The organism is Streptomyces sp. NPDC001606 (genome assembly GCF_053596835.1).
Window position 1 is genome coordinate 22661 of record NZ_JBSFHC010000024.1, and the last position, 16994, is coordinate 39654.

Sequence of the window (16994 nt, forward strand, 5' to 3'; positions counted from 1 at the left end):
CGGGGGAAGCACCCCGCCCGTCCCAGGGAGGTGTCATGACGCAGGAGACCGTGCAGCCCCGTACCAACCCGTCGCGGTGCGGTGCCCCGTTGCCGACCCGCCGGAGCTCCCGTCATGCGCCCACCGGGCGGCGGCGCGCCCGCGGCTCCAAGGACGACTGGGTCCTGCTGCCCGGGGGTGTCTGGCGGCGGGTGGAGACGATCCGGGTCCGCAGCCTGTTCGGCTGACCGCCCGGTCGTCAGATGGCGTACGGCCAGACGGTGAGCATGTAGGCGCCGTACCAGCAGCCGAACAGGGATCCGCCGCCCACGGCGAGGGCGACGGTGCGGGTGCGGGCCCGGGCGAGGGCGCGTGCGAGGGGGACGAGGAAGAGCACGGCGGGGACCACCAGACGCAGCTTGGAGTGGTAGAAACTGCTCTCCCCGAGGGTGAGCACCAGGATGCCGGTGCCGTAGCAGAGCAGGGGCGGCCAGGTGGTCCGGCGCCAGGTGACGCCGGTGGCGTCGACGAGGGCGAGCAGCAGGACCGCGGTGCTGACCGGGACCCATCCCTCGCCGTGCGCCAGTGTCTCGCCGAGGAAGTGGAGAAAGGAACTGCCGTTGTCCCAGCGGGTGTTCCAGCCGGCCTTCTCGATGACGAACCAGGCGTCCGGCCGGCCCGCCCGCCGGCCCACCCACCACAGGTAGGCGGGCGTGCCGAGGCAGGCGAGCGCGACGGCTGCGAGGGGGCGCCAGGCGGGCCGGCGGGTCCGTGCCAGGGACAGGGCGACGGCGACGGCGAGCGCGGCCACGGCCGCCACCCCGGCCGGCCGGGTCAGACCGGCCAGCAGGGCCGCGGCACCGGCGGTGAGCCATGCCTCGCGTCGGGCGGCCAGCAGGGTGCCGGCGGACAGGGCGAGGAACAGTGACTCGCTGTAGGCCATGACGAAGACGAGGGACATGGGCTGGGCCGCGGCCAGCAGCACGACGGCGATGACGGCCGTACGCCGTCCGTACAGCTCGGTCAGCAGCAGATCGACGGTGATCAGCGCGGCGGCGAAGGCGAGGTTGGCGGCGACGATCGCGGCGGTCCCGAAGTCCAGGCGGGTGACGGTGTGGACGGCCCGGATCAGGAGCGGGAACAGCGGGAAGAACGCGAGGTTGTTGCCGGTCGGTTCGCCCGTGGGCGTGTGGCTGAGACCGCCGGGGTAGCCGTGTGCGGCGATCTGTGTGTACAGCCGGCCGTCCCAGGCGAGCAGCCGGTCACCGAGGCTGGGGCCGCCCGGCGGGATCATCACGGCGAGCACGACGAGATGCAGCAGCGTGGAGGCGCCGTAGACCGCGAGCGCGGGCCATGCCCGGCGGCGCACCGCGTTCCCGAACAAGCGACGCCGCACCTCGCTTCTCACCGCCTCGGGCCGTGGATCGATCTTGCTCCGATACTGCGCTTCGTCTGCGTCTTCGGCGACTTCGACGCCCTCTCGGGCTGGCGTGCCGAGCGCCGCGGTACGACGCTGGGGTGAGGAACCTCGTCGGGAGGTGGCGCCGCGATGAACTGGCTGTTGCAGCTCAATCCCGAGGTGGCGCATCTGCTCGCGGCCTTCGCGGGCATCGCGCTGATCTGCCTGTACGCACTGCTGGTGGTGCTGGTCCGCAAGGTCCAGGGGAAGCCGGTCAGCGGCCTGCCGCGGAAGGACCGCTAGGCAGGCAGGGTTAGGCAGAGGGGGTCAGCGGCAGGTCGTCGGTGAAGGCGTTCACGGGCTGGGCGATGGGCTGGGCCTGCCGGACGTCGAGGGCCGGCTGCGCGGTGCGGGTGCCGAGGGCGCCGCGGGGGTGCCAGGTGCCGGTGACCGCCAGCCAGGTGTCCGCGGGGGGTGCCTCACCGCCGTACATGCGGATCTTGACGGTCTGCGAGTCCGCCGCGCAGCAGGTGAAGATGATCCGGGTGAGGTACCAGCCGTCGCCGTCCGGGTCCGGGGTGACGAAGCCCGTCAGCCGTACGGTGCGGTGGGCGATGGCATGGCTGCGGTCCTGCTGGACGCGCCGGGTGAAGTCCGTGAGGGTGAGCGGCGCGGGTGAGGTCGCGGGCAGCGGTGCGAAGGCCGCCTTCTGCACGGTGACGGGCTTGCTGTTCGAGCGTGCCGCGGTGTAGGCGCCGAGGGCGGGCGGGGCGTAGCAGAGCAGGCTGACGGCCGGCAGGAACAGCAGCCAGGCGACGCGCGGGGTGCCGGAGTGGTCGTGGCCGTCGTGTGCGGGAGGCTGCTCGCCCGCCCGGCTCACCGCGGCGGCCAGGCCGAGCAGCAGCAGGACGGCTCCGCCGGCGATCAGCGGGATGCGCAGTCCGGCCTTGACGTAGCGCAGGTAGGTGTCGGTCAGCAGGGTGGCGTGCAGCAGGCCGGCGCCGGTGAGGGTCAGGAGCAGGGCCTGGGCGGGGCGTCTCACAGCAGTGCCCCTCCGATCAGCACGCTCGCGGCGACGGCCACGACCGTGGTGGCCGTGGAGAAGCGCCAGGCGAAGGCGCGGCCGAAGGTGCCCGCCTGGAGGGCGATCAGCTTGAGGTCGACCATCGGGCCGACCACCAGGAACGCGAGCCGGGCGAGGGGCGAGAAGCCGGTGAGGGAGGCGGCGACGAACGCGTCCGCCTCGGAGCAGACGGCCAGCAGCACGGCGAGGGCGGCCAGGAAGAGCACGGACAGCCAGGTCGAGCCGGAGAAGGCGTCGAGGACGGAGCGCGGCACGGCGACGTTGAAGGTGGCGGCGGCCATGGCGCCGAGCACGAGGAACCCGCCGGCGTGCAGGAAGTCGTGCTGGAAGCCGAGCCGGAACTCGGTCCGGCGGCTGTGGCCGGGCCGGTGCCCGGTGTGGTGGTGCCGCAGCAGGGGCCGTAGCCACTTCTCGTTGCCGAGCCAGAGCCAGAGCCAGCCCATGACGGCGGCGGTGGCGAGCGAGGCGAGCAGCCGGGCGGCGACCATGGCGGGGTTGCCGGGGAAGGCGACGGCGGTGGCGGTGAGCACGACCGGGTTGACGGCGGGCGCGGAGAGCAGGAAGGCGAAGGCGGCGGCGGGCGTGACGCCCCGGCGGATCAGGCTGTGGGCGACGGGTACGGAGGCGCACTCGCAGCCCGGCAGGACCGCGCCCGCGACTCCGGCGACGGGCACGGCGAGGGCGGCCCGCTTCGGCAGCACCCGGGTGAACAGGCCGGCCGGCACGAAGGCGTTGATGGCCCCGGACAGGGCGGTGCCGAGCAGCAGGAAGGGCAGCGCCTGGACGGTGATGGCAAGGCAGACGGTGCGCCAGGCCTGGACGGCCGGCTGGTGCAGCCACTGGGTGCCGGCGAGGAGCGGGACGGCCGCGGCGGCCGCCGCGCACGCGAGCGCGGCGCCGAGCGGCCGGGGCCGGATGCGGCGCCCGGGCCGGGCGACGGGGACGACCGCCACACCCTCGACCACATCAACCATTTCATCCGTTTTTTGCATTTTCACTCCGGATGTCGGTGTCTGGCCGACGATAAGCGAGGAGCCGGGCTCGGCCACGCGTACACGCCGCCACCGGAACAACCCATGTACGGCAAAGCGCCCCAACGGTGGCTCTTCTCACAAAACGGCCGAACAGCGGGCCGGAGTGACCCGCGCCATGTCACCGGGACCGTCCGATGGCTACGTTCGTGACCCATGCCCAGCACGCCGCACCGCTCCCCCGCCACCGCACGCACGCTCCTCGCCTCGCTGGCGGTCCTCGTCTCCGCGATGGCACTGCGCCCCGCCCCAGCTGCCGCCGCCACGGCGCCCGCACCGGCCCCGGCACCGCACGCCACGGCCGCGGTGCTCGACCTGGACGGCACCGGCGGCACACCCGTCGTCCACGGCACGGACGAGGCGTACGACACCGCCAGCATCGTCAAGGTCGACATCCTCGCCACCCTGCTGCTCCAGGCACAGGACGCGGGACGGCAGCTCACCGCCGCGGAGCGGGGGCACGCCGAGCCGATGATCGAGCGCAGCGACAACACGGCCGCGAACGCCCTGTGGCAGGAGATCGGCCGGGCACCCGGTCTCGCGGCGGCCAACAAGCGCCTCGGCCTGACCTCGACCACCGGCGGCCCGGACGCGAGGTGGGGGCTGACCCGGACGACCGCCACGGACCAGATCCGACTGCTGCGGGCCGTGTTCGCCGACGGACGGACACAGGGCGGCGGCTCCCCCGTGCTGAACGCGGACTCCCGGGCGTATCTGCGCAGCCTCATGGGCCGCGTCATCCCCGAGCAGACCTGGGGAGTCCCGGCGGCCGGCGGCCCGGGCTCGCCGCGCCTGCTGAAGAACGGCTGGCTCCAGCGCACCACCACCGGCCTGTGGGACGTCAACAGCATCGGCCAGGTCACCGTGCGCGGGCACCGGTATCTCGTCGCCGTCCTGTCGAACGGCAGCGCCTCCATGAGCGACGGCGTCACCCTGGTCGAGCACACGGCACGGCAGGCCACGACCTGAGCGGCCACACCCTCCGCCGCAGGCCGCAAACCACCTCCGGGCCCCTGTGACGCGCCTGTGACAATCGACGGACAGTCCCATGAAATCCGGCACCCACTCTGATGAAACAGGGCAAATCGCCCGAACGGTCAGAGACCGCCGGAGGACATCCCATGAGCGCCACCCTCGCCCCCTCGCACCCCGCAGCCCCCGCCACCGCGCTGGCTCCGCGCGAGCGGGAGACGCTCCGGCACATCGCCGCCGGCCGCACCTACCTCCAGACCGCCCGCCACATGGGCCTGTCCACGCACACGGTGGACGCATACCTGCGCCGCATCCGGGCCAAGCTCAACATCGGCAGCACCGCCGAGCTGACCCGGGTCGCCATCGCGCTGGGGCTGTGACCCCGGACCCGGGCCCGCACGACCGGTCCGGCGGCTGCCGACGACCCTGCACCTGCGCCGCCTGCTGCGGCGCAGGTGACCCGCTGCGGGGTGGTTCAGCCGACGGTGAGGGAGAACGGCCCGGCCAAGGCCGTGTAGCCGTCGTTCGCGAGGTAGTACACGTCGTAGGTGCCCGGGCCGCTCAGCTTGCCCGTGGAGAAGGTCAGGGCGCCGCTGGCGTTCGGGGCGTACGCCCAGGTCAGCGAGGACTGCTTGCCCGGCACGGCGCCCGCCGGGTAGATGCCGACCCAGTTCTTGGCGTTGGCCTGCGCGGCGGACGGCAGGGTGTAGCGGACGGTGGCGTTGCCGCCGTCCGCAACCGCATTCAGGGTGCCGGTGAGCGTCGGTGCCGTCGCGGTGGACGGTGCGAAGGCGGCGTTGAGCGGGGTCGCGTAGGTGTCGTTGGCGGTGAGGCCGGGCAGGCCGAGGGCCGACTCGATGGTGCGGGCGATGCCGTAGTGGTCGTAGTGGACCGGGCTGCTGGTGCCGGCCGGGACGGTGCCCTGGGAGCCGAGGACCATGGTGGCCACGTGGTTGTAGGCCTCGCTCTGGCTCTCGTCCCAGGTGAGGATCAGCAGCGAGCGCGACTGCGTCCAGGCCGGGGAGGCCAGCACCGGGTCGAGGGTCTGCTTCAGCCAGCCGTCCTGGGTCTTCAGGCTGGTGCTGCTGCCGTTGCCGGAGGCCTCGCCGTCGTAGTAGTCGTCGGCGGCTATCCAGGAGAAACTCGGGGTCGTCGAGGCCGACTTCAGGTCGGTGGTGAGCTGCGTGGTGTCGAACAGGTGCGCCGCGCAGCGGGTGGCGTCACCGCTGATGTCGGTGTAGTTGATGAAGGGCGCGTCGTCGGGCTCGTAGTAACTGTCGTAGGTGTTCTTGGTGTTGCAGGGCGTGCCCATGCCCTGCTCGTAGGCCTTCCAGGTCTTGCCGGCCGCCTCGAGGGTGTCGCCGAGGTTGCGCTGCGGGGAGTTGATGTTCGGGTAGTAGGTCGCGCCCTTGGCATAGGTGTCGCCGCCCGCGATGGCGAGGTAGTTCTCGTCGCTCGGGTGGTAGACGCCGTGGTAGTCGGTCAGGGTGGCGCCCTGGGACATCAGGCTGTGCATGTACGGCGTGTCCGCGGGGTCGTTCATGACCTCGGCGTAGTCGGTGTTCTCCATCATGACCATGAACACGTGGTCGTAGCCCGGCACCTTGGAGACGGGCGGGGCGGGCGGGGCCGGTGCGGCGACCGGGGTGTCCAGGGTGAGGGAGAGGTTGTCGAGGTAGCCGGTCTCGTGGGAGGTGGACAGGAACTGCACCTCCACCTGGAGGGAGCGGGTGCCGGCCGGGACCGCGCCGCTGGTGCTGCGCGCGAGGAACTTGGTGGCGAGGCCCCGGTCGCTCGCGGAGACGGTCGGCAGCTTGGCGGTGGCGCCGATCGGCCGGCCGGCGGCGTCGTGGAAGTGCAGGGAGACGGCGACATATCCGCCGTAGACGGTCCAGCCGCCGAGCCAGCCCGAGAGGTTGTAGTGCACGGTGCCGCCGTCGATGGCCGTGGCCGCCGAGGAGACGTCGACGGTCTGTGTCATCGCGCCGTCGCCGAAGTTGCTCGGGCCGAAGAAGGCCTTGCCGGGCGTGTTGCCGTCACTGGGCAGTCCGAAGGAGCCGACCGTGTAGCACATGGCGTTCGGGCCGCCCGCCTCGGTGGTCCAGCCGGGCACCGTGCCGGCCGCCGCCCAGTCGCCGGTGCAGTAACCCCCGCTCTCGGCATCGCCGTCGACGATCAGGTTGCCGCTGCTCACGGCCGCCTGGGCGGGGGCCGGAGCGGAGACGATCAGTGCGCCGAGGAGGGCGAGAAGCCCGCCGAGGGATCTCCAGCGCAGTCGCATACGTGTACCTCGTCCCGTTGGTGAGGGTGCCGGGAGATACGGACCTCACGGCCTGGTTGTGCGCAACGAACGGGACATGAGTACTGGTGTTCACTGTCCAACGGAAGAACCATGACCAAACTTGACCAGACAAGTGAACGGCCGAGGCGAGAGGGGGCCGTCACCGCTTTTCGGTTGGCGCAGACGGGGCACGCGGTCCGGGTACGGCTTCCGAGCCCAAGGGGGCGCTGTCGCGATGACCGAGTACGAACGTTCCCGCACGATGCCCGCACAGCCCGAGCACGTCTTCGACCAGGCGGCCAACACCGACCAGCTCGGCGCCTGGCTCCCGGACGCCCTGCACGTGGACGTCGAGGAGCCACCCGCCGTCACCGTGCACGAGGACCGCTCGGGCACGGACCAGCCCGCGCTGCTGCGCGCCCGGCCGGAGCAGATGCGGCTGGAATGGGGCACCCGCGAACAGGGCGCCTACGCCGGCTGGCTCCAGGTCGCCGGCATCGGCAGCGGCGCCAGCGAGGTAACGGTCCATCTGTCCTTCTTCGACGACCGCCACGACCCGGGCGAGGACGCGGTCGCCGACGCCCTCGAGGACAGCCTGCGGCGACTGGAGGAGCAGGTGCGGCTACGCGTCGACAACGCGGCCGGCTGAGGGCACTGAACGCTCAGACGCTGGTCAGCACCTGCGGCGACAGCTGTTTGATCATGGTGTCGGCCTGCCGCACGGTACCCCGACGACGACCCGCACTCGCCGTTTGCCCCGGGAGGCGAGGGGGACCCGTGGACGGAAGCGGCAGGAGGTGAACGTCGTGCCCGAACCCGGCAGCAAGAAGTACGACACCCGCAGGGCGAGGCTCCGCAAGGAGGCGGAGCGTTCCGGAATCTCCGACCAGGACGCGAACACCGCCGCGAACGAGTCGCTCCAGGAGGACCCGGCCCAGCGGAGCGGCGGCCCGAAGACCGCCCGCGGCCGCGGCCCGAAGGGCGAGCGCCCGGGGAACGACTAGGGCCTTTCTTTAACCCGCGCGAAGAGCCTCCCCCGGGTTGGGCGGGGGAGGCTCTGTGGGGTGCGTCAGTAGGTGGAGCCGAAGGTGCGGGTCGAGTAGGCGCACTCGGTGTAGATGTAGCCGTACCGGAGTTTGGCGGTGTCCGAGGCCGGGGTCGTGGAGCTGCTGCTGTGGGACTTGTGCACGAAGTAGGTGGTGCCGGGGGGCAGGCTGATCGTGCGCTGCGGGTAGTCCTTGCCGCCGTTGCACGGCTTGAAGCCGGTCAGGAGCGTCTCGGCGAGCATGTACGCCTTGCAGTCGCCGCAGGCTTTGAGGGTGAAGCTGCCGGTGACCGGGCCGGTGTAGAGGACGGTGATGTCGTCCGGGCTGTCGTTCTTGACGGTGACGGAGATGCCGCCGCCGGAGGCGGTGGTGGGGAGCTTGCCGCCGGCCGCAGGGAGTGTCTGGGCGACCTCGGCGGCTATCGCGACCTTCTTGGCGCGGTCCCGGTTGCGGTCGTTCTTGTTGTCGTCGACGAACTGCTCCATGGTCTTCTGCGCCGCCGCGAAGTCCTTGTCCTTGTACTGCTCGACACCGCACGCGTACTCCCCCGAGTTACCGCTGCGGTCCGCGCGGTCGGCGGCCTTCGCCAGGCTGCCGCCCGTGTCGTCGGCCGACTTCGCCAGGTCGGCGATGCTGGTGTTGAGGGTGCGCAGCCGGTCCACGGCCGCGCACGCTCCGGAGCCGCCGACGTCCTTGGCCGCCTTCGTCACCGCCGCGTCCACGGCGGGCGCCACCTGGGTGGCCTGGCGGGAGTCCGGGAAGGTGTTCAGCAGGTCGGTGTAGCGGGTGACCCAGTCCGCCGACCCGCCGGCGAGACCCTCGGACCCGCACTCGTACAGCGAGGTGGCCAGCCGGTCGTCGGGCCAGGCCGCCAGCGATCCCAGCTGGGACTTGGGCAGGGTGTCGGGAAGCGTGCGCAGGTACTTCAGGGGCTCCACCGCGCCGCAGTAGTCCCGGTGGCTGTAGGCGGCGCCGACGGTCGTGTAGAAGGTGTGCAGCCGGTCGGGCACCTGACGGGCGGCACGGGAGCCTGCGTGATGGACGGCGATGTCCCGGTAGACCGTCAGCGCCTTGCGGTAGTCCGGCTCCGCGGTGGAGAACGACTGCCGGCCCGCGGCCGCGACCTGGCGGTCGGCCTGGTCCAGCCGGTCGAGGAGGGCCTGTTCCACGGCGTCGTCGTGGGCGCCCTGGTACCAGAGGGCACCACCGGCCGGTACGGCGAGCAGCACCACGCCCAGCAGCAGCGCCAGCGGCGCTCTGCCCGGCCACACCAGCCGGGTGCGCAGTGCGGTGACGGCGCCGTGGACGGCGGCGAGCAGCAACACCAGGCCGTATCCGACGAGCGCCGCCCCGGGGATCCCGTCGGCGTCCGCGGGCAGCGCGACGAACAGCAGCACGGCGGTCGCGGCCCAGCAGACGGCCGTGAGGAGCCGGCGCCGCAGCAGCGCGTAGCCGAGGCCCAGTCCGCTGAGGTTGAGCAGGGCGACCGCTGCGGCGCGCCACGGATCCGCGGGCACGGGCGGGGGACTCGCCGGCATCGGCGGCACCGGCGGCATCGACGGCGCGCCGAACCCGGGGTATGAAGCGCCCTGGTCTGGATTGTTCTGATGTGCCCCACCCGGATAAGGGCCGTACGCATCCTCGGACATCGTGGCTCCCCCCACTCAACTCCCCCCGCACCACTGCGGAATGAGCAGTTTACGTGCGTTGACACAGAACCCGACAGAGGTTCGAACACCTGACGCCTACACGTTCCTTATTTGCCACATGCCTGGTTTGTCCGATTATTCTGGGCGGCCTTGCCGGAACCCGGACAAAGGAGGTCACTCGACATGCTCAGCGCACGGTGGTCCGCCCTCGCCGAGAGGATCGGACGGACCGACTGCGTCGGGGCCGCGCGCGCGACCGTGGCCGCCGGACTGACCTGGCAGATATGTGCGACCCTGCTGCACTCCCCCGACCCGTACCCGGGTGCCGTCGCCGCGCTGCTCACGGTCGAGGCGACGGTGGTGCGCACGGTCGCCGCCGCGGCCCGGTACGCCGCCGGCTGTCTGCTCGGTGTCCTGCTCGCGGTACCGGCCGCGCTGTATGTGCACCCGGGGATGGTGGGGCTGGCCCTGGTGGTGTTCGCCTCGGTGCTGCCGGTCCGGCACGGCTTCCTCGGTCACCACGGCCTCCATGTGCCGACCACCGCCCTGATCACCTTCGCCCTGGTCCGCGGCCGCCACCCCGGCGAGCTGGCCTCCCATCTCACGGAGATCGTGCTGGGCATCGCCTTCGGTCTGGCGTGCAGCGCGCTGCTGTTCCCGGCGGTGCGCGTGCGCTCCGCCGAGCGGGCCCTGGCGGAGCTGCGGCATCTGATCGCCCGGGACCTGGACGCGCTGGCCGACGCGGTCGTACGGCGTGAACCACCGCGGCAGGTGCTCGGCGCCGCCTGGGAACGCGACCTGGAGACCGCCGTGGCTCGGGCCCGCGGCACGGTGGACGAGGCGCACGAGAGCGTGCGCTGGAACGTCCGGCCGGCCGCCCGGCGCCGCCGCTGGCACCTGGACCACCGGGTGCTGCGCACACTGGGCGAAGTGGCGGAACAGGCGACGGCGACGGGCCGGCTGCTGGACGGGCACCGCCCGCACCCCGGCGGCCCCACCGCCCCCTTCGACCAGCGGTACGCGCGCCTGCTGCGGACGACCGCCCTGTGCGTCTACTCCTGCCGGGGCGGCGGCCGCCCGCATCCCGCGCTGCCCGCCGCACGGCACGCGCTGGCCCGGCTCGACGAACCGGCCCCCGGCACCGCGCCGGGTACCGATCCATCAGCCCGGGACGCTCACCCTCGTACCGAACCACCGGCACCGGGCACCGTGACCGATCCCCGCACCACTCCACCGGCCCCCGGCGGCGCCGAGCGGCGTCTCGTCCGGCAGCTCGACGCGGCCCTCGCCTGTCTGGCCGCGCCCGCGCCGGCCCGGCCCGCCCGGCCGCACCGCGTCCTCGCTCCCCTACGGCCCGCATCGCGACGATGACCTCTTCTCCCTCCACCGAACTCCCGCACCAGCACCCCACCCCCACCGGCCAGGACACTGGGCGCCGGTCCGCCCGCTCCCGGGTGCTGCTGTCCTCCACACCCGCGCTGCTGATGGCGGTGGTCGTCCTCGTCGACGTACTCACCCCGGACTGGCTGCATGTCGCGCCGGTGCTGGCCGCCGTACCCGTCCTGGCCGCCGTACTGCTGCCGTGCCCGGCGACGGCGGCCCTCGCCGCTGCCGTGCTCGTGGTCACGCTGCTGCTCCAGCTGGACGCCGGGACGTGCGGCCGCCCGGACTCGGACGTCACCCTGGGCACACTGTTCGTCGTCGGGCTCACCTCGCTCGGCGCGTGCGCGCTGCGGCGGCGCCGGGAACGGCAGCTCCGCCAGGTCCGCTCGGTCGCCGAGACCACACAGCGCGCCCTCATGCACCCGCTCCCCGGCCGGATCGGCTCGCTGGCCCTGTCCGGCTGCTATCTGCCGGCCGAGTCGGAGGCCCGGATCGGCGGCGACTTCTACGAGGCGCTGCGCACGCCGTACGGCACCCGGGTCCTCCTCGGCGACGTACGCGGCAAGGGCCTGACGGCCGTCGGTGCCTCGGCGACCCTGCTCAGCGCCTTTCGTGAACTCGCCTTCCAGGAGCCGGATTTGACGCGTGTCGCGGCGCACCTGGACGAGCGGGCCCGGCAGCAGATCGCGGCGCTGGACGGGACCCCGGACGGACGGGGCACGGACGGTGCGGGCGGCGCCCTGTTCACGGAGCGGTTCGCCACCGCGCTGCTGGTGGAGTTCCCGCCCGGCGAGGCGGTGGCCCGCATCGTGCACTGCGGCCACCCCGAGCCGTACGTCGTACACGCCGGGCGGCCGCGCCCGGTACGGCCGGAGCAGCCGGGCGCGCCGCTCGGGCTCGGTGACCTGCTGGACGCGCGGCCGGTCGCGCAGACGGTGCCGTTCACAGCCCGCGACCGACTGGTGCTCTACACCGACGGTTTCATCGAGGCCCGCGACCGCCACGGCCGGTTCTACGACCTGTCCGGCCGGGTACGGGCGCACGCGGGCCGGCCGCCGGCGGCGATGGTGGCGGCCCTCCGCCGCGACCTGCTGCGCCATGTGCACGGCGATCTCGGGGACGACGCGGCCCTGGTGGCGGTGGAACGGCTGCGCTCCGACGGCGACGAACCGCGGGCCGGACACGCGTGAACCGGCCGACCTCGCCCAAGGCGGGCCCGCGGCGCCGCTCCGCCTGGAACCATGGAACGGCCGGTGAGGGAGGGAGACGCCCGTGGCGTGGACGACGGAGGAGTTCGGGGAGTCCCACGAGGGCATCGTCGGAGCCGTGCTGGCCGACGGCAGCGAACCGAAGCCCGCGTACTTCGACGTCGGCAGCGGCGCCGAGATGTACCGGACCAGCGAGTGGTGGGCGTACAGCGGCCGGCTGGGCAGGCCGCGGGCGGCCGCGATCCGGGCCGCGTGCAGTTGCGGCTGGCGCGGCCCGAGCGTGCCGGTGCCGTGGGCGGAGCTGGACGAGGACGGCCTGGACGACCTGGACCTCTCCGGTCCGCACCGGGACTGGCGGGAACACATCGGGGCGGTGGAGCGGCGCACGGTGCCGTTGCCGGAGGAGCTGACCGAGCTGCTGGGCGTGCTGGAGGAACGGCTGCTGGCGCTCGCCGACGACGCACCGGCCGCCGCGCTGCGGGCCGTGGCGGCGCTGGACCGGCTGACCGCCCGGGTCGGCCGGGAGGCGGCCTGCATGATCGAGGAGGACAGCGCAGGGCAGTGGGAGTCGCTGGGCAGGGCCCTCGGCATCGCCCCCGACCGGGCCCGCTCGCTGGTCACCCGCTATCTGCTGCTCCGCTGAGCCGCGGCGGGTGGGGGCGGCCGGCGGGCGCATGGCCCGGCGGCCGCCCGCTGTCAGGGCGCCACGGCCCGACCGGTCTGCGGGGAGATCCGGCCGGCGCACAGCCCGCGGGCCGCCAGCACCTGGGCGATGCGCGGCACCGCGGCGAGCGTGTTCGCGGGCCACTCGTGCATGAGGATGACCTGACCGTTGGTCAGCCGGCCGGCCGCCTGCACGATGGCGTCGGTGCTCGCGCCGTTCCAGTCCTGCGAGTCGACGTCCCAGATGACCTGGGTCAGGCCGTACTTGGCCGCGACCCCTTGCACGGTGGCGTTCGTCTCGCCGTAGGGCGGCCGGAACAGCACCGGCGTACCGCCGCCGGCCGCCGCGATCGCCTGCTGGGTGCGGGCGATCTCGGAGTCGGTCTGCGCCTGGCTCAGCTGGGTCAGATGCGGATGGGTGTAGCTGTGGTTGCCGATCCACATGCCCGCCGCGGCCTCGGCCCGGACCTGTGCGGGATAGGCGGCCGCGTACTGGCCCTCGTTGAACAGGGTGGCCCGCAGCCCGTTCTGCCGGAGCGCGGCGAGCAGGGCCGGGGTGTGGGCGTCGGACGGACCGTCGTCGAAGGTGAGCCCGACATACCCGGAGCAGCCTGCGGCACGGGACGGTGTGGCGCCGAGGGTGAGGCTGCCCGTGATGCCCAGTGCGGCCACGGCGAGCGTCGCCACGAGGGGCCGTACGGCCCGGCGGGGTTCGCTGCGCATGGGTGCCACCTCCCCTCAGTTCACCGTGATGCTGGAGTTGCCGCTGCTGCGGTAGCCCTCGGTCGCCAGGATCATGTAGTTGAAGGTGCCGAGGTTCATGCCGTGCCGGGCCCAGGCGTCGAAGTGGTTGCCGGTGGTGATGGTGCCGCCGGTCCGCTTGGTCTGCCGCACGCTCCAGTACTGGTTGAACGTCCGGATGCCCTCGATCGACGGGGCGTTGACCCGGGTCGTCTCGTAGATGTCGTACGTGCCGCCGTCGCTGGTGACGGTGCCCTTGTAGGTGCCGGTGGGCCGGTAGGTGCCCCAGTTGTCGACGACGTAGTACTCCACCAGCGGGTTGGTCGTCCAGCCGTACAGGGAGAGGTAGCCGTTGCCGGACGGGTTGAAGCTGCCGTTGTAGTTGACGGTGCGGCGGCCGCCGGTGCTCCAACCCTTGCCCGCGACGAAGTTGCCGCTGTTGCTCCACGAGGTGCTGTAGCTGCCTCCGGAGCCGAGACCCATCGAGACGGATCCGCCTCCGTCGGTCCAGAACGAGTAGTAGTAGCCGTTGTTGGTGCCGGTCTGGTTGGTGGTGATGACCGTGTCGGCCTGCGCGGTGCCGGGCAGCAGCAACGCTCCGACGGCGACCAGCACCATGGCGCACGCGCCTCGTACGAAGAGCACGAACCGTTCCACGACGCTTCCTTCCTCATCGCCCGCTGACGCCGATGAGTGTCCGAGCGGGCCGATCCACTGTCAACAGTTTCGGTCGATATTTCGAAACGTTCGTACCTGTGAACACCAGCAGTGATGCGTCGAAAGCGTTCGGAGTGCCGGGCTGCCTGATCGACTTTCACCGGCTACCGGCTTCGAAAGTTTCGAAGTGTTGACCGGTGTCCCCTGACCGGCCCAACGACCGCGCGTCCGAGGGGCGCGGTCGCCTGCGGGGTGTGACCGTGGTGGGAGGCATCCGCCGGTGCACCGGAGTCGAGGAGGCGGGATGGAGTCGATGAGCGCGGTCGCCGATGCCGTGCTGTACGAGGGGTACCTGCTGTATCCCTATCGCCGTTCCTCCGCGAAGAACCGGGTCCGCTGGCAGTTCGGGGTGCTGCTGCCCCGGGACTGGGTGGAGCGGGACGGGCCGGTCACGCCCGGCATCTCCGGCTCCGCGGACTCCTGGTACCAGCAGACCGAGTGCCTGCTGCGGGTACGGCGCCCGGACGCGGCCGTACGGGTGCGGGTGCGCTATCTCCAGCTCCAGCACAAGCAGGTGGAGGCGGCCGACGGCGCGGGCGGACACCGGCCGGTCGAGTCGCTGCGGGCGGAGGACGGCACCCGCCATCTGTCCTTCGAGGAGGCCGTGGAGCGGGAGGCCGAGGTCACGCTGGCTCCGGCGGACCTGCTGCGCGGGCCGTACACCGTCTGCGTGAACGCGCCCGCCGGGGCGGACTGCGAGCCGCTGCCGGCCGGGGCGGGCCGCACGGTCCGGCGGCGGCAGGAGGTGCAAGCGGCCCTGACGGTCGCCGCCGAACCACTCCCCGCCGGACTGCTCTCCGCCCAACCGCCCGCCGCCGAACCGCAAGACCGGCCCGAGCTGTACCGGCTGCGGGTGCGGATCGAGAACACCGGCGCCGCCCCGGATCCGCACGCGCCGCGGGGGGCGGTGCTGGAGCGGGCGCTGATCGCCACGCACACCCTGCTCGGCGGCGACGGCGTGGAGTTCGTCTCCCTGATCGATCCGCCGGCCGCGCTGCGCGAGGCGGCACGGGGCTGCCGTAACGCGTTCACGTTCCCGGTGCTGGGCGGCGCACCCAGCGCCCACGCCGACGCCGGCGCGGACGGGGCGACCGCACCCGTCATGCTGTCCGCCCCCATCATCCTGCCGGACCACCCCCAGGTGGCGCCGGAGAGCCCCGGCGATCTGCACGACGCGGCGGAGATCGACGAGATTCTCACGCTGCGCACGATGCTGCTGACCGACGAGGAGAAGGCGGAGGCCCGGGCCACCGATCCACGGGCCGCGCAGATCCTCGACCGGGTCGACACCATGCCGGACGAGGTGTTCGGCCGCCTGCACGGCGCCATCCGCTCCCTGGCCCCGGCCGGGGCGCCGGCCCGCCCGCAGCGTCCCGCCTGGTGGCAGGAGGGCGGCGACGACGGGCTGTCCCCGACGACCGACACCGTCCTCGTGGCCGGGGTTGCCGTGGGCGCGGGCAGCCCGGTGCGGCTGCGTCCCCGGCTGCGCGGCGCGGACGCGCAGGACATGTTCCTGGACGGGCGCACCGCCCGGGTCGCCGCCGTCTTCCACGACGTCGACGGCGGGGTCAGGTTCGCCGTCACGGTCGACGACGATCCGGCCGCCGAACTGCACGACTGGTACGGCCGGTTCCACTACTTCCGGCCCGACGAGGTCGAACCCCTCGTCCCCACGGGCCCGCCGGTGTCCCCCGGCCCGGCCCACGACCGACTGCGACGGAGGCCGCAGACATGAGCACACGGAGCGGTACCACCGAAGCCCCCGGCGAGTCCGGCCGGGCCGAAGCGCACGACGGCTTCGAAGAGATCACCATCCTCTGGATCTCGGAGGGCATGAGCTGCGACGGCGACACCGTGTCGCTGACCGCGGCGGGCCAGCCGTCCATCGAGGACGTGGTGCTGGGTCTCATCCCGGGTCTGCCGAAGGTGAACCTGGTCAACAAGGTGCTGTCGCCGAGCCTGGGCGGCGAGGACTTCCTCGCCCCGTACCGGGCGGCGGCGCGCGGCGAGCTTGCGCCGTTCATCCTGGTGATCGAGGGCTCGATCCCGAACCAGCGGATCATCGAGGGGGACGGCTACTGGACGTCGTTCGGCAACGACCCCGACACCGGTCAGCCGCAGACCCTGAACCAGTGGATCGACGACCTCGCGCCCAAGGCCTGGGCGGTGGTGGCCGCCGGCACCTGTGCCACGTTCGGCGGCATCCACGCCATGGCCGGCAACCCGACCGGCTGCATGGGCCTCGCGGACTACCTGGGCTGGGACTTCACGGCGCGGTCCGGGCTGCCGGTCGTCAACGTGCCGGGCTGTCCGATCCAGCCGGAGAACTTCATGGAGACCCTGGTCTGGGTGCTCCAGCACGCGGCCGGCACCGCTCCCCCGCCACCGCTGGACCACATGCTGCGCCCCCAGTGGCTGTTCGGGAAGACCGTGCACGAGGGCTGCGACCGGGCCGCGTACTACGAGCAGGGCGACTTCGGGAAGGATTACAACTCCCCCAAGTGCCAGGTCCGGGTGGGCTGCTGGGGTCCGGTCGTCAACTGCAACGTCCCCAAGCGGGGCTGGATGGCCGGCATCGGCGGCTGCCCCAATGTCGGCGGCATCTGCATCGGCTGCACCATGCCCAGCTTCCCGGACGCCTTCATGCCGTTCATGGACGAACCGCCGGGCGGCACCCTGTCGTCGGCGGTGATCCGGCCGTACGGGGCGGTCATCCGGCGGCTGCGCGGCCTGACCAACGACCTGGTGAACCACGAGCCCAGGTGGCGCCACAACAAGCGCAAGCTGACCAGCGGTTACGACCCCCACTGGCGCGCCTGACCGTCCCTTGGACCCCACCTC

The 16994-nt window shown here is 72.6% G+C and carries 18 protein-coding genes; 11 read left to right on the plus strand and 7 right to left on the minus strand.

From position 1 onward, the window contains the following. Window positions 1-35: 35 nt before the first annotated feature. Window positions 36-227: a hypothetical protein gene (locus ACWCV9_RS32745; RefSeq protein WP_450792050.1), complete on the plus strand. Its 192-nt coding sequence runs from the start codon at window positions 36-38 to the stop codon at window positions 225-227. An 11-nt stretch (window positions 228-238) separates the two neighbouring features. On the opposite strand, the gene ACWCV9_RS32750 is transcribed toward ACWCV9_RS32745, so the two are convergent. After that, window positions 239-1363 (minus strand): hypothetical protein, encoded by a 1125-nt coding sequence (locus ACWCV9_RS32750; protein ID WP_450792052.1) that lies wholly within the window; start codon window positions 1361-1363, stop codon window positions 239-241. Window positions 1364-1528: 165 nt separating this feature from the next. On the opposite strand from ACWCV9_RS32750, the gene ACWCV9_RS32755 reads away from it, so the two are divergent. Then, window positions 1529-1681: a hypothetical protein gene (locus ACWCV9_RS32755; protein WP_385840868.1), complete on the plus strand. Its 153-nt coding sequence runs from the start codon at window positions 1529-1531 to the stop codon at window positions 1679-1681. Between the two features lie 10 nt (window positions 1682-1691). Here ACWCV9_RS32755 and ACWCV9_RS32760 read toward each other — a convergent pair whose 3' ends face one another. Continuing rightward, on the minus strand, window positions 1692-2420 hold the full coding sequence (locus tag ACWCV9_RS32760; protein WP_450792054.1) for a TIGR03943 family putative permease subunit: 729 nt from the start codon (window positions 2418-2420) through the stop codon (window positions 1692-1694). Then, window positions 2417-3436, minus strand: a complete 1020-nt coding sequence (locus ACWCV9_RS32765) for a permease (protein WP_450792056.1) — start codon at window positions 3434-3436, stop codon at window positions 2417-2419. The genes ACWCV9_RS32760 and ACWCV9_RS32765 overlap by 4 nt, the downstream gene beginning before the upstream one ends. 213 nt (window positions 3437-3649) lie before the next feature. Here ACWCV9_RS32765 and ACWCV9_RS32770 point away from each other — a divergent pair, with 213 nt between their 5' ends. Both ACWCV9_RS32770 and ACWCV9_RS32775 read left to right on the plus strand, forming a co-directional pair. Next, window positions 3650-4462, plus strand: coding sequence for a serine hydrolase (locus ACWCV9_RS32770; protein ID WP_450792058.1), 813 nt, complete (start codon window positions 3650-3652; stop codon window positions 4460-4462). A 152-nt stretch (window positions 4463-4614) separates the two neighbouring features. Further along, window positions 4615-4845 (plus strand): response regulator transcription factor, encoded by a 231-nt coding sequence (locus ACWCV9_RS32775; RefSeq protein WP_385840873.1) that lies wholly within the window; start codon window positions 4615-4617, stop codon window positions 4843-4845. A 95-nt stretch (window positions 4846-4940) separates the two neighbouring features. Here ACWCV9_RS32775 and ACWCV9_RS32780 read toward each other — a convergent pair whose 3' ends face one another. Continuing rightward, window positions 4941-6746, minus strand: a complete 1806-nt coding sequence (locus tag ACWCV9_RS32780; protein WP_450792060.1) for an alkaline phosphatase family protein — start codon at window positions 6744-6746, stop codon at window positions 4941-4943. Between the two features lie 235 nt (window positions 6747-6981). Here ACWCV9_RS32780 and ACWCV9_RS32785 point away from each other — a divergent pair, with 235 nt between their 5' ends. Both ACWCV9_RS32785 and ACWCV9_RS32790 read left to right on the plus strand, forming a co-directional pair. After that, complete coding sequence (locus ACWCV9_RS32785; RefSeq protein ID WP_450792062.1) at window positions 6982-7395, plus strand: SRPBCC family protein; 414 nt, start codon at window positions 6982-6984, stop codon at window positions 7393-7395. A gap of 157 nt (window positions 7396-7552) precedes the next feature. Next, window positions 7553-7750 carry a hypothetical protein gene (locus ACWCV9_RS32790; protein ID WP_450792064.1) on the plus strand — a complete coding sequence of 66 codons (198 nt, stop codon included), beginning with the start codon at window positions 7553-7555 and terminating at the stop codon, window positions 7748-7750. A 65-nt stretch (window positions 7751-7815) separates the two neighbouring features. Here the strand turns inward: ACWCV9_RS32790 and ACWCV9_RS32795 are convergent, their stop codons facing one another. Then, the gene (locus ACWCV9_RS32795; protein WP_450792206.1) at window positions 7816-9348 is read right to left on the minus strand and encodes a hypothetical protein; all 1533 of its coding nucleotides are present in this window, start codon (window positions 9346-9348) and stop codon (window positions 7816-7818) included. A gap of 276 nt (window positions 9349-9624) precedes the next feature. Here ACWCV9_RS32795 and ACWCV9_RS32800 point away from each other — a divergent pair, with 276 nt between their 5' ends. The 3 genes from ACWCV9_RS32800 to ACWCV9_RS32810 all read left to right on the plus strand — a co-directional run bounded on the left by ACWCV9_RS32800 (window position 9625) and on the right by ACWCV9_RS32810 (window position 12675). Then, window positions 9625-10812, plus strand: coding sequence for an FUSC family protein (locus ACWCV9_RS32800; RefSeq protein WP_450792066.1), 1188 nt, complete (start codon window positions 9625-9627; stop codon window positions 10810-10812). After that, window positions 10809-12014, plus strand: coding sequence for a PP2C family protein-serine/threonine phosphatase (locus tag ACWCV9_RS32805; RefSeq protein ID WP_450792068.1), 1206 nt, complete (start codon window positions 10809-10811; stop codon window positions 12012-12014). Before ACWCV9_RS32800 ends, ACWCV9_RS32805 begins: the two co-directional genes overlap by 4 nt. 82 nt (window positions 12015-12096) lie before the next feature. Further along, entirely contained in the window at window positions 12097-12675 is a 579-nt protein-coding gene (locus ACWCV9_RS32810) for a hypothetical protein (RefSeq protein WP_450792070.1), read from the plus strand. Window positions 12676-12728: 53 nt separating this feature from the next. On the opposite strand, the gene ACWCV9_RS32815 is transcribed toward ACWCV9_RS32810, so the two are convergent. Together ACWCV9_RS32815 and ACWCV9_RS32820 are read right to left on the minus strand one after the other, a co-directional pair. After that, window positions 12729-13418 carry a polysaccharide deacetylase family protein gene (locus tag ACWCV9_RS32815; protein WP_450792072.1) on the minus strand — a complete coding sequence of 230 codons (690 nt, stop codon included), beginning with the start codon at window positions 13416-13418 and terminating at the stop codon, window positions 12729-12731. A 15-nt stretch (window positions 13419-13433) separates the two neighbouring features. Continuing rightward, complete coding sequence (locus tag ACWCV9_RS32820; RefSeq protein WP_450792073.1) at window positions 13434-14093, minus strand: glycoside hydrolase family 11 protein; 660 nt, start codon at window positions 14091-14093, stop codon at window positions 13434-13436. Between the two features lie 304 nt (window positions 14094-14397). On the opposite strand from ACWCV9_RS32820, the gene ACWCV9_RS32825 reads away from it, so the two are divergent. After that, window positions 14398-15888 carry a hypothetical protein gene (locus ACWCV9_RS32825; RefSeq protein WP_450792074.1) on the plus strand — a complete coding sequence of 497 codons (1491 nt, stop codon included), beginning with the start codon at window positions 14398-14400 and terminating at the stop codon, window positions 15886-15888. Further along, on the plus strand, window positions 15885-16973 hold the full coding sequence (locus ACWCV9_RS32830) for an NADH-quinone oxidoreductase subunit B family protein (protein ID WP_450792075.1): 1089 nt from the start codon (window positions 15885-15887) through the stop codon (window positions 16971-16973). Before ACWCV9_RS32825 ends, ACWCV9_RS32830 begins: the two co-directional genes overlap by 4 nt. Window positions 16974-16994 lie beyond the last annotated feature (21 nt).